Raw genomic sequence first — 11860 nt, forward strand, 5'->3', positions numbered from 1 at the left:
CTGATCGCCGTCGCCCGCAAGCTGCTGACCATCCTCAACGTCATGATCAGGACGAAAACACCATGGCAACCCGCTTGACAGCGAACACAGTCGCTCACCCGTCTCGCCGCTATCGCGGCGAGCCACCCTCTCCCACAAGGGGAGAGGGTAAGAACACCGCAGCCCCCTACTTATTCTCAACCCTCCTCGCGCATCTCGGGCTTTACCGCCGCGACCGATTGTCGCTAGAACAGTCCCCGCAACAAAACCCAAACAACAACACAGGGAGAAACATATGCAGAAACTCATCGCCGCCGTCGCGGCCGGATTTGCTCTCGCCGCCACATCAGGTGCCGCGCACGCGCAGATCTCCGACGACGTCGTCAAGATCGGCGTGCTCACGGACATGTCGAGCCTCTATGCGGACGCGACCGGCAAGGGCTCGCTCGCCGCCGTCGAGATGGCGGTTGCCGATTACGGCGCCAAGGTCGCGGGCAAGCCCGTGCAGGTGGTCGCCGCCGATCACCAGAACAAGCCTGACGTCGGCGTCAACATCGCACGCAACTGGTACGACAACGACAAGGTCGACGCGATCTTCGACGTGCCGACATCCTCGGTGGCGCTGCCGATCTCGGCGCTGACGCGCGAGAAGAACAAGATCAACATCAATTCCGGCGGCGGCTCGTCCGACATCACCGGCGTCGCCTGCTCGCCCAACACGGTGCACTGGACCTACGACACCTATGCGTTGTCGAACGTTGCCGGCAAGGCGATGGTGAAGCGCGGCGAGGACACCTGGTTCTTCGTCACCGCCGACTACGCCTTCGGCATGGCGCTGCAGCGCGACGCCGCCAACGTGGTCAAGGAGAGCGGCGGCAAGGTGCTCGGCGAGGTCCGCCACCCCCTCAACTCCTCGGACTTCTCGTCCTTCCTGCTCCAGGCCCAGGCCTCCAAGGCTAAGGTGGTCGCGCTGGCGAATGCGGGCGGCGACACCACCAACGCGCTGAAGCAGGCCGCCGAGTTCGGACTCGTTCAGGGCGGCCAGAAGATGATCGCGCTGCTCCAGGAGATCACCGACACCCATTCGCTCGGCATCAAGGCGACGCAAGGCCTGATCGTCACCGACGCGTTCTACTGGGACATGAACGAGGAGACGCGCGCCTTCTCGAAGCGGTTCAACGAGAAGGTCGGTCACATGCCGACCATGATCCAGGCCGGCCTCTACTCGGCGACCATGCATTATCTGAAGGCGATCGAGGCCATCAAGACCGACGAGGCGCCGAAGGTGATGGAGCAGATGCGCAAAACGCCGGTCAACGACTTCTTCGCCAGGAACGGCAAGATCCGCATCGACGGCCGCATGGTGCACGACATGTATCTGTTCGAGGTGAAGAAGCCGGAGGAGTCCAAGGGCGAGTGGGACCTCTACAAGCTGATCGCCACCGTCCCCGGCGACGAAGCCTTCCGTCCGCTCGACAAGGGCGGCTGCCCGCTGGTGACGCACTGAACGTCTTCTCCCTCTCCCCGCTTGCGGGGAGAGGTGAAAGACGAAAGACACGACAGCGCCCGGTGAAAACCGGGCGCACTTCGTTTCGGCCGTCACGCGAGCAGCATTACTCCGAGTACTTGAACTCGGGCATGTTCTTCAGCTCGTCCTTGCTGGCATTGAACACGGCGTGGTCCGGATACCATTTCGACGTGGACGACGCGGTCGTAGCCGTCGTCGTCGTGGTCTTCTCGGTGCCGGTCGCAGCGCCAGTGGTCGTGGTCGCCGCAGGCTTCGCGCCCGTGCCGGTGTAGGCGACGGCCTCGTTGACGAACTTCAGCTTCTCGTAGGGAACGGCGACCAAATGCTCGCCCATGCCGAGGAAGCCGCCGACGCCGATCACGGCGATCTTGATGTGGCCGCTCTTGTCCATCAGCAGGTCGTTGATCGAGCCAATGTTCTCGTTGGCGTCGTTGTAGATCTTCAGGCCCGACATCTTCGAAGCACGCCACTCGCCCGACGCGGTCGTCGTCGTCGTGGTGGTGGTTGTGGCCGCGGGCGCTGCCTTGTCGGTGGTGGCGGTCGGGTTTTGCGCGAACGCAACGGTCGCAAGCAGTGCGGTGCCGGCAAGGCCGGCGGCGATCGATTTCATCAACATTGTTGTCCTCTCCTTCAGCAGAAAGCTTATGCGGAGAGAACAGCGGCGATCATCCGCAGTTCCTTTTCTGCGGCAATTTCGTCACGCGATGATGGCGCTGCGCTGCGATGAAAGTTCCTGTGTCACTCAGGAACGTTCGATGAGGAACGTTCCTGATGCACAGTTCCCCGCCGATGATCATGCGCCCTGGGTGAAGCACGATCACGGCGAGGAACGCGCCGACCTGCGTCGCTCAGGTCAGCTCTTGAAGTCGATCAGAAGTGCGGAGAAATCCGAACCGCCGAATGAGCTGCCGTTGGCGCCATAGGACGCGCTCGATGATTGCGACTGCTGGAGCGCCTGGAGGAATTGCTGGAGAATGTCCGCCGTGGTCGTGTTGGTCGACGTGCTGCTGGTCGAGTCCGTCGAGGACGAATCCGACGAGCTGTCATCCGGCGGCGGACCGGGCGGCGGTCCGCCCGCACCACCGGGACCACCCGGACCACCGGGACCGCCGGCGCCGCCGGGCCCCTTGGCGAAAGCGGACTGAAACACGTTCTTCAGTTCGTCCGCCTGGTCCGAGGTCAGCGTCCCGTTCGACACTTCGTTGGCGATGAGATCGTCGATCTTCGACTTCATCTCGTCCTTGGAGGGACGCGTGCCGCTCGACTGATCGCTGGATCGGCTCGACTGCAAGGCGGTGTCGATGTCGGTCAGCGCGGTCGAGAGCGCCGACTGGTCCGACGACGCGATCGTGCCGTCGGAAACGTCCGATTGCAATTGCTGCTGAAGCCGCTGCAGGGGCGACTGGTAGTTACCGGCGGAGGCCGCCGAAATCGAGGTCATAATGGCTCCGTGGCTTTTGCGGGGTTTCGTAAGCGACACCGCCACGGTATGGTTAGCGGCCTTAACGAGACCTTGCCGCTTCCCTGCCCGGGTATTGCCTGCTGTTGCACCCGGACAGGCAGAAACAATCCGAAACAAAAATCTTCGCCTTTTGGCCCGAATCTTGGACAAACAAAGCGCATGGCCAATCCCAACATCCTGGTCGTCGAGGACGACCGCGAAACCCGGACGTTGATTGCAAAGTACCTGCGCAACAACGCCTGCAACGTCACCACCGTGAGCGATGGCCGGGAGATGTCGCGTGCCTTGGCCGATCACAGGGTCGACCTCATCATCCTCGACGTCATGCTGCCCGGCGAGGACGGCTTGAGCCTGTGCCGCAAGGTACGCTCGGAGGCGCAGACGCCGATCATCATGCTGACCGCGCGCGGCGAGGACGTCGATCGCATCGTCGGCCTTGAGATGGGCGCGGACGACTATCTGCCAAAGCCGTTCAACCCGCGCGAGCTGCTCGCGCGCATCAACGCGGTGCTGCGCCGCCAGGCCGCAGCCCAGGCGGCAAGCTCGATCGAGGGCGCCTCCACGCTCGTCTTCGAGGGCTGGCGCATCGATCTGCGCCTGCGCGAATTGCGCAATCCGGAAGGCGCGCGCGTCGCGGTGACCAGCGCCGAGTTCGATCTGCTGCGGACGTTCTGCGAACGGCCCGGCCGCGTGCTGTCGCGCGACAGCCTGCTCGACCTCACGCAAGGGCGCAACACCGGCTCGTTCGAGCGCTCGATCGACGTGCTGGTCAGCCGCATCCGCCGCAAGATCGAGCCCAATCCGGCCGATCCCACCATCATCAAGACGGTGCGCTCCGGCGGCTATCTGTTCACGCCCAGAACTGAAGCGGCCGGGACTGAAGCAGCTGGGACTGAAGCAGCTGGCAATAAAGCGGTCGCGGCGACCCTGAGCAATTAGCGGGACGGCCGTCATGACGCCGTTACGCTTCTTCCACCTCAAAAGCATCGGTGGACAGATCGCCGCGCTGGTGGTGGCGTCGATCGTCGCGCTGCATCTGATCCTCACCGCCAGCTTCCTGATCAGCCGGCCGGACCGGGCCGAGCCGCCGCCCGACGCCGCCCATCAGCTCGCGGACGCGGCCCTGCTGCTCAACGGCACGGATGCGAGCGAGCGGCCGCGCATCCTCGCCAATATCGTGCGTGCGTTTCCGCAGGCCGGCATCGAGCTCCTCGCGCCGGGAACCTTCTCCGTCGCCGACGACAGGGACGGCCCGCATCTTCGCAACGTGCGCCGGCATCTCGGCCATCAGTACAAGGTGATCGCGCTGGCCCCGAACTTCGGCGTGCACCGCGTCGCGGTCGAGCTTCCCGACGGCAGCGTGATCGCAGGCCGCGTCGAGCAGGGCCCGCATCCGCCGCGGTTCTGGGGCGGCCCCTGGATGATGACGCTGCTGTTCGCGCTGATCAGCGTCACGATGCTCGGCCTGTGGGCGGCCTACGCGCTGGCCGCGCCGCTGTCCTCGTTTGCCAGGGCCGCCGAGAACTTCAGCCTGGACGGGACGGCCGATCCGCTGCCGGAGCGCGGCCCGGAGGAGATCCGCTCGGTTGCGCGCGCGCTCAACCGCATGCATGAGCGGATCGCGCGGCTGATGTCGGATCGCACCCGGATGCTGGCGGCGATCAGCCACGACCTGCGAACGCCGATCACCCGGCTGCGCCTGCGCGCCGAATTCATCGAGGACGAGGGCAACCGCAGGCGCATGCTGATCGATCTCGACCAGATGCGCTCGATGCTGGAATCCGTGTTGTCGCTGCTGCGCAACGACCGCAAGATCGAGGCGGTGACGCTGGTCGACATCGCGAGCACGCTCCAGGTCATCGCCGACCAGTTCGGCGACATGGGCCATGTCGTGCACTATGACGGCCCCGCTTCGGCAACGGCCGTCGCGCGGCCCGACGATCTGCACCGCGGCGTCACCAACCTCGTCGAGAACGCGATTCGCTTCGGTGCCGAAGTGACGATCCGCCTCGACGTATCAGGCACCAGGCTCGTCATCGACGTCGAGGACGACGGCCCCGGCATCTCGGATGCGCGCAAGCAGGAGATGCTGGAGCCGTTCGCGCGCGGCGACGACGCGCGCACCATGGACGAGCACACCGGCTTCGGGCTCGGTCTGTCGATCGCACGCGCGATCGCGATCGCCCACGGCGGCGAATTGTCGTTGCACGACCGCGCGCCGCACGGGCTGATCGTGCGGATGCAGTTGCCGGTGTGGCAGCAGCCGCGGCGGGCGGCGTAAGGCACGCCTCAGGCGGCGAGCGGCGGATGCTCGATCGGATGCTCATCGAAGATCGCCACCGCCTCGAAGCGGTAGCCGCAGGCGTGGCATTTCCAGAGATAGGAAACGCGGCCTTCGCCCGGCTCGATCCAGTCCGGAGACGGGATCGGTGCCCCACATTGCGCACAGGGGTTCTGCTTGGGGATGTCGCCGATGTCTGCTCGGGTCATGGACGTTCTCCCGAATTTTGAATAGCGGTTTTTGGGCGAACGCACGAATGGACAGACCTGCTGTCGCGTAACGCACATCGCCAAGTGCAATTCTAACCTGGGTTTGAGTCGTAAAAACGACGGCCCCGCGAAAATCGCCGCTGGCGGCGTTTCGCCACATCATCGCCGTGTTCCCACGGCCTAACGCGCACGGGTGCAGGTCCGTTCTGCCGAGGAATAATTCAATGAAAATTTTGCGTATCGCCGCGCTCGCTGCGGCCGGGCTGATGTTGCCGCAGGCCGCATTCGCGGGCGAAGCCGAGTATGTCGAGATGGTCGCGGCCCATGCCCGCGCCAACGGCGTGCCGGAAGCGCTGGTGCATCGCGTCATCATGCGCGAGAGCCGCTATCAGCCCGGCCTGATCGGCCGCGGCGGCACCATCGGCCTGATGCAGATCAAGCTCGCGACCGCCCGCGGGGTCGGCTACACCGGCGACGCCGCCGGCCTGCGCGATCCCAACACCAACCTCACCTACGCCGTCAAATACCTCGCCGGCGCCTATCGCGCCGCCAATGGCGACCACGCCCGAGCCGTGCGTTATTTCGCGGGCGGCTATTACTACGTTGCAAAGCGGCAGCGCCAGGAAATGGTGCAGCAGGCCAGCAACGAGACCTGGCTTGAGCCGAACGGCAACCCGCAGCCGATGTTCGGCACGCCGCACAAGAAGCTCGCCCAGGACGTCCGCAACGCGCGGGCGCAGGCGCCGAAATAGCTCTCGTGTCCCGGACGCGCTGCGAGGCGAAGCGTTGCTGCGCTGAGCCGGGACCCGTTCCAACCACGCACGAAGTTGGGCCCCGGCTCAGCAGTGCACCACTGCGTGATGCGTTGCGTCCGGGGCACGAGGGGTTCCCGCAAAGCGCGTTGACCACCCCGTCCCGCTGGCATACATTAGAGCCGTTCCGAGGGGTGCTCCGAGGAGGAGCTGAGATACCGCTAAATGGGTCAGAAGGCCCAGGACCGCGGTGACCCTTTGAACCTGATCCGGGTCATGCCGGCGAAGGGACAGGGATGTTGCAGACCACCAAGCGACCGGATTCCCCGGTATCCATCATCGGCGCAGGCATTGCAGGCGCCTGGCAGGCGCTGTTGTTCGCGCAGGCCGGCCATGCCGTGACGCTACACGAGCGCGGTGACGCCGCGATGACCGATTCCACCAGCCATTGGGCCGGCGGGATGCTCGCGCCCTGGTGCGAGGCGGAGGTCGCCGAACCCATCATCTCCAGGCTCGGCCAGCGCTCCCTGGACATCTGGCGGCGCGAGCTGCCGGACACGCCCTTCAACGGCTCGCTCGTCGTCGCCCACCCGCGCGAGCGCAACGACTTCGAGCGTTTTGCGCGGATGACCGAAGGCCACCGCCGGCTCGATGCGACCAGCCTTGCCGAGCTCGAACCGTCGCTGGAGGGCCGCTTCCGCGATGCGCTGTTCTTCCCGACCGAGGGCCATGTCGAGCCGCGCCGCGTGCTGCCGAAGCTGCACGAGCGCATCCGCGCCGCCGGCGGCACCATCAAGTTTGATAGCGACGTCTCCGCCAAAGACCTCGACGGCATCGTGATCGACTGCCGCGGCCTTGGCGCGCGCGACGAGCATCCGGAGTTGCGCGGCGTCAAGGGCGAGATGATTTTGATCGAGACCGGCGAGGTGCGGCTGGCGCGCCCGGTGCGGCTGATCCATCCGCGCTGGCCGCTTTACGTGATCCCGCGTGAGGACAATCTGTTCATGCTGGGCGCGACCTCGATCGAGGCCGAGGACACCGGCGTCAGCGTGCGCTCGGCGCTGGAGCTGCTGGGCGCGGCCTATGCCGTGCATCCCGCCTTCGGCGAGGCGCGCATCGTCGAATTCGGCTCCGGCCTTCGGCCCGCTTTTCCCGACAATCTGCCGCGCATCGGCATTCGTGGCGAGAGGATCGCCGTCAACGGCCTCTACCGCCACGGCTTCCTGATCGCGCCAGCGCTCGCCGAGCTGACGCTGCAATACGTCCAGCGCGGCCAGATCGACAATGAGGTGATGCAATGCGCGTGATCGTCAACGGCGAGCAGCGCGAGGTGAATTCCGCAAGCGTCGACGCGCTGCTCGCCGAGCTCGACTACGAGGGCACCCATTTCGCGATCGCGCTGAACTACGACGTCGTGCCGAAGAGCCGCTGGGCCGAAACCCACCTCAAGGCCGGCGACGAGATAGAGATCATCACGCCGCGGCAGGGAGGGTGAGGTGATGGCACGCTCTCTCCACTTGTCGTCCCCGCGAAGGCGGGGACCCATAACCACAGGGAGCGGTTATGGCGGCCGGTCTCTCCCCACGTGCCCCAAGAGAAATCACGCGGTATGGGTCCCCGCCTTCGCGGGGACGACAGTTGAACTTGAGGAGACACCTTGGACATGGTGACCTTCTACGGCAAAACCTTCGCCTCCCGCCTGCTGATCGGCAGCGCGCTCTATCCCTCGCCCGCGATCATGCAGGCGGCGATCCGTGCCTCCGGCTCGAACATCGTCACGGTGTCGCTGCGCCGCGAAGCCGCCGGCGGCAAGACCGGGGACGCGTTCTGGAATCTGATCCGTGAGCTCGACGTCAGCGTGCTGCCGAACACCGCCGGCTGCCGCAGCGTGCGCGAGGCCGTGACCACCGCAAAACTCGCGCGCGAGCTGTTCGGCACGTCCTGGATCAAGCTGGAAGTGATCGCCGACAACGACACGCTGCAGCCCGACGTCGTCGGCCTGGTCGAGGCCGCCGCCATCCTGATCAAGGACGGTTTTGAAGTGTTCCCCTATTGCACCGAGGATCTCTCGGTCGCCAACCGCCTGGTCGATGCCGGCTGCAAAGTCGTCATGCCCTGGGCCGCGCCGATCGGCTCGGCCCGCGGCATCACCAACCGCGACGCGCTGAAACTGCTGCGCGAGCGGCTGCCTGATATCACGCTGGTGGTCGATGCCGGCATCGGTGCGCCGTCGCATGCGGCCGAGGCGCTCGAGCTCGGCTACGACGCCGTGCTGCTCAACACGGCCATCGCTAAAGCCGCCGATCCCGTCGCCATGGCCAATGCCTTCCGTCTCGGCTGTGAAGCCGGCCGCACCGCTTACGAAGCCGGGCTGATGAACGCCCGCGACTTCGCCTCCCCTTCCACCCCTGTCGTTGGGACACCATTCTGGCATGCCGTATCCTGATCGCTTCTATCCCGTCGTCGACAGCCTCAAATGGGTCGAACGCCTGACCAAGCTCGGCGTCGGCACCATCCAGCTCCGCGCGAAAGACCTCAACGACGCCGACGCGCTCCAGATCGTCACCGATGCGCTGGCGATCACGAAGGACACGCAGGCCAAGCTGGTCGTGAACGACTATTGGCGCGCGGCCGTCGTCGCCGGCGCAAAATATCTGCACCTCGGCCAGGAAGACCTAGCGGACGCGGACCTCAAGGCCATCCGCGAGGCCGGCCTGTCGCTTGGCGTCTCCACCCATGACGACGCGGAGCTTGAGACCGCGCTCGCCGCAGAACCCGACTACGTCGCGCTAGGCCCGATCTTCTTCACCACGCTGAAATCGATGCGCTTCGAACCGCAGGGCATTCCGAAGATCACGGAATGGAAGAAGCGGATCGGCAGCATCCCGCTGGTCGCGATCGGCGGCATCAAATTCGAGCACGCCGCGGAGATTTTTGCCGCCGGCGCCGATTCCATCGCCGTCGTCAGCGACGTCACCCAAAACGCCGACCCGGACGCGCGGGTGCGGCAGTGGCTCGGCCAATCGAAGAAGGCTGCATGATGCACGCCCCGCTCTCACCCCACACTCCGCCGTCATCGCCCGGCTTGACCGGGCGATCCAGTACGCCGCGGCTCCTCGGCGCCAGCCGCGCCGCCTCGGAGTACTGGATCCCCGCTCCCGTGCGCAATTGCGCACTAGGCGGGGATGACAGCGGTACTTGTCTCTCGTGCAGCGATGCCAACGAACTGAATTAAGGAGGATCCCATGAACATCCGCTCCAACCCCGAAAAGACCGTTCCCGCCGTCACCACCGGCCCGCTGCCCTCGTCGCGAAAAATCTTCGCGTCTCCGGACGCTGCGCCCGACATGCGCGTGCCGTTGCGCGAGATCATCCTCTCGGAAGGCGCCGGCGAGCCGAACCTGCCGGTCTACGACACTTCGGGCCCCTACACCGACCCGTCCGTCACCATCGACGTCAACGCCGGCCTGTCGCGCAACCGTCTCGCCTGGGTCAAGGAGCGAGGCGGCGTCGAGGAGTATCAGGGCCGCGATATCAAGCCGGAGGACAATGGCAACGTCGGCGCCTCGCATGCCGCAAAGGCCTTCACCGCGCACCACAAGCCGCTACGCGGCCTCGACGGCCACAAGATCACCCAGCTCGAATTCGCCCGCGCCGGCATCATCACCAAGGAGATGATCTACGTCGCCGAGCGCGAAAATCTCGGCCGCAAGCAGCAGCTCGAACGCGCCGAGGCAGCGCTCGCCGACGGCGAAAGCTTTGGTGCCGCGGTGCCCGCCTTCATCACGCCGGAGTTCGTCCGCAGCGAGATCGCGCGCGGCCGCGCCATCATCCCCTGCAACATCAACCACGCTGAGTTGGAGCCGATGATCATCGGCCGCAACTTCCTCACCAAGATCAACGCCAATATCGGCAACTCCGCCGTGACGTCGTCGGTGGAAGAGGAAGTCGACAAGATGGTGTGGGCGATCCGCTGGGGCGCCGACACCGTGATGGACCTCTCCACCGGCCGCAACATCCACACCACCCGGGAATGGATTCTGCGCAACGCGCCGATCCCGATCGGCACCGTGCCGATTTACCAGGCGCTGGAGAAGTGCGAAGGCGATCCCGTCAAGCTGACCTGGGAGCTCTACAAGGACACGCTGATCGAGCAGTGCGAGCAGGGCGTCGACTATTTCACCATCCACGCCGGCGTGCGCCTGTCCTACATCCATCTCACCGCCAACCGCGTCACCGGCATCGTCTCGCGCGGCGGCTCGATCATGGCGAAGTGGTGCCTGGCGCATCACAAGGAGAGCTTCCTCTATACGCATTTCGACGAGATCTGCGACCTCATGCGCAAGTATGACGTCTCGTTCTCGCTCGGCGACGGCCTGCGCCCGGGCTCAATCGCCGACGCCAACGACCGCGCGCAGTTCGCCGAACTGGAGACGCTCGGCGAATTGACAAAAATCGCATGGGATAAGGGCTGCCAGGTCATGATCGAAGGCCCCGGCCATGTGCCGATGCACAAGATCAAGATCAACATGGACAAGCAGCTCAAGGAGTGCGGCGAAGCGCCGTTCTACACGCTTGGGCCCCTGACCACCGACATCGCGCCGGGCTATGACCACATCACCTCGGGCATCGGTGCGGCCATGATCGGCTGGTTCGGCTGCGCCATGCTCTGCTACGTCACGCCGAAGGAGCATCTCGGCCTGCCCGATCGCAACGACGTCAAGGTGGGCGTCATCACCTACAAGATCGCCGCGCATGCGAGCGATCTCGCCAAGGGCCACCCGGCCGCTCAACTGCGCGACGACGCGCTCTCCCGCGCCCGTTTCGACTTCCGCTGGAGCGACCAGTTCAACCTCGGCCTCGATCCGGATACCGCCAAGAACTTCCATGACGAGACCCTGCCGAAGGAAGCCCACAAGGTCGCGCATTTCTGCTCGATGTGCGGCCCAAAGTTCTGCTCGATGAAGATCACGCAGGATGTGCGGGATTATGCGGCGACGCTGAACGACCCGAACTCGATCGGTATGTCGATGCAGGGCACCGCCGAGGACGGCATGGCCAAGATGAGTGCGAAGTTCAAGGAGATGGGCTCAAGCGTGTATCTGGACGCGGAGAAGGTGAAGGAGAGCAATCGGGTGCTGTGAAAAGGCGCCTAAGGCTGAGGCCGAGGCATTGAGCCAAAACGAAAAGCCGGGCGCAACGCCCGGCTTTTTCTTTCTCGTCCCACTTATATGCCAGGTTGCGTTCGCCCGCCCAACGCATCACAATTTTACATTGCATGGTGGATTCGTATCCATCCAACATTAATTTCGGAACCTAACTCTTATGGAACGATCAAAATGACCGACTACGACTGGGATGCCTTCATCAGTCATGCCTCCGAGGACAAGGATGACGTCGCACGTCCACTAGCAAACCAACTCGCAGGATTCGGTCTCAGAGTTTGGCTGGATGAGTCTGAGATTCAACTAGGCAACAGCCTACGGGTGAAGATCGATGCCGGATTGGTGCACTCTCGCTTTGGAATCGTAATTCTAAGCCCTAGTACCCACTTTTCTTGGAACGTGAGTCGTGATTCAAGGTCGGGATGATACCCGAAGCAAGAGAAGTCCACCTTTCGAGGAAAGATCGCAAGGTGCTTGAGGCGTG

General features: G+C 64.6%; 13 protein-coding genes and 1 riboswitch. Of the genes, 10 read left to right on the forward strand and 3 right to left on the reverse strand.

Annotated elements, in window-relative coordinates:
- Window positions 1-274 precede the first annotated feature (274 nt).
- Window positions 275-1486: an ABC transporter substrate-binding protein gene (locus QJT78_RS43825; protein ID WP_028153768.1), complete on the forward strand. Its 1212-nt coding sequence runs from the start codon at window positions 275-277 to the stop codon at window positions 1484-1486.
- 106 nt (window positions 1487-1592) lie between these two features.
- Here QJT78_RS43825 and QJT78_RS43830 read toward each other — a convergent pair whose 3' ends face one another.
- Window positions 1593-2123, reverse strand: coding sequence for a PRC-barrel domain-containing protein (locus QJT78_RS43830; protein WP_028153769.1), 531 nt, complete (start codon window positions 2121-2123; stop codon window positions 1593-1595).
- A gap of 237 nt (window positions 2124-2360) precedes the next feature.
- A complete protein-coding gene (locus QJT78_RS43835) occupies window positions 2361-2948 on the reverse strand; it encodes a hypothetical protein (protein ID WP_038941874.1) in 588 nt (195 codons plus the stop codon).
- Between the two features lie 180 nt (window positions 2949-3128).
- On the opposite strand from QJT78_RS43835, the gene QJT78_RS43840 reads away from it, so the two are divergent.
- On the forward strand, window positions 3129-3908 hold the full coding sequence (locus QJT78_RS43840) for a response regulator (RefSeq protein ID WP_038941873.1): 780 nt from the start codon (window positions 3129-3131) through the stop codon (window positions 3906-3908).
- A 13-nt stretch (window positions 3909-3921) separates the two neighbouring features.
- On the forward strand, window positions 3922-5250 hold the full coding sequence (locus tag QJT78_RS43845) for an ATP-binding protein (protein ID WP_028153770.1): 1329 nt from the start codon (window positions 3922-3924) through the stop codon (window positions 5248-5250).
- An 8-nt stretch (window positions 5251-5258) separates the two neighbouring features.
- On the opposite strand, the gene QJT78_RS43850 is transcribed toward QJT78_RS43845, so the two are convergent.
- Window positions 5259-5459: a hypothetical protein gene (locus QJT78_RS43850; RefSeq protein WP_028153771.1), complete on the reverse strand. Its 201-nt coding sequence runs from the start codon at window positions 5457-5459 to the stop codon at window positions 5259-5261.
- Between the two features lie 224 nt (window positions 5460-5683).
- Here QJT78_RS43850 and QJT78_RS43855 point away from each other — a divergent pair, with 224 nt between their 5' ends.
- The 7 genes from QJT78_RS43855 to QJT78_RS53310 all read left to right on the forward strand — a co-directional run bounded on the left by QJT78_RS43855 (window position 5684) and on the right by QJT78_RS53310 (window position 11802).
- The gene (locus tag QJT78_RS43855; protein WP_028153772.1) at window positions 5684-6211 is read left to right on the forward strand and encodes a lytic transglycosylase domain-containing protein; all 528 of its coding nucleotides are present in this window, start codon (window positions 5684-5686) and stop codon (window positions 6209-6211) included.
- Between the two features lie 180 nt (window positions 6212-6391).
- A riboswitch (TPP riboswitch) is annotated at window positions 6392-6520 on the forward strand.
- On the forward strand, window positions 6508-7518 hold the full coding sequence (locus QJT78_RS43860) for an FAD-dependent oxidoreductase (protein WP_028153773.1): 1011 nt from the start codon (window positions 6508-6510) through the stop codon (window positions 7516-7518). (Overlaps the previous riboswitch by 13 nt.)
- On the forward strand, window positions 7509-7706 hold the full coding sequence (gene thiS, locus QJT78_RS43865) for a sulfur carrier protein ThiS (protein WP_028153774.1): 198 nt from the start codon (window positions 7509-7511) through the stop codon (window positions 7704-7706). Before QJT78_RS43860 ends, thiS begins: the two co-directional genes overlap by 10 nt.
- A gap of 168 nt (window positions 7707-7874) precedes the next feature.
- Complete coding sequence (locus QJT78_RS43870) at window positions 7875-8657, forward strand: thiazole synthase (RefSeq protein WP_028153775.1); 783 nt, start codon at window positions 7875-7877, stop codon at window positions 8655-8657.
- Window positions 8644-9252 (forward strand): thiamine phosphate synthase, encoded by a 609-nt coding sequence (locus tag QJT78_RS43875; RefSeq protein ID WP_028153776.1) that lies wholly within the window; start codon window positions 8644-8646, stop codon window positions 9250-9252. Before QJT78_RS43870 ends, QJT78_RS43875 begins: the two co-directional genes overlap by 14 nt.
- A 204-nt stretch (window positions 9253-9456) precedes the next feature.
- Window positions 9457-11355, forward strand: coding sequence for a phosphomethylpyrimidine synthase ThiC (thiC, locus tag QJT78_RS43880; RefSeq protein WP_028153777.1), 1899 nt, complete (start codon window positions 9457-9459; stop codon window positions 11353-11355).
- Window positions 11356-11550: 195 nt separating this feature from the next.
- Window positions 11551-11802: a toll/interleukin-1 receptor domain-containing protein gene (locus QJT78_RS53310; RefSeq protein ID WP_348652424.1), complete on the forward strand. Its 252-nt coding sequence runs from the start codon at window positions 11551-11553 to the stop codon at window positions 11800-11802.
- The last annotated feature ends 58 nt before the right edge of the window (window positions 11803-11860 follow it).

It is taken from the genome of Bradyrhizobium sp. Mp27, assembly GCF_029953005.1.
Taxonomy (GTDB): Bacteria; Pseudomonadota; Alphaproteobacteria; order Rhizobiales; family Xanthobacteraceae; genus Bradyrhizobium; species Bradyrhizobium barranii.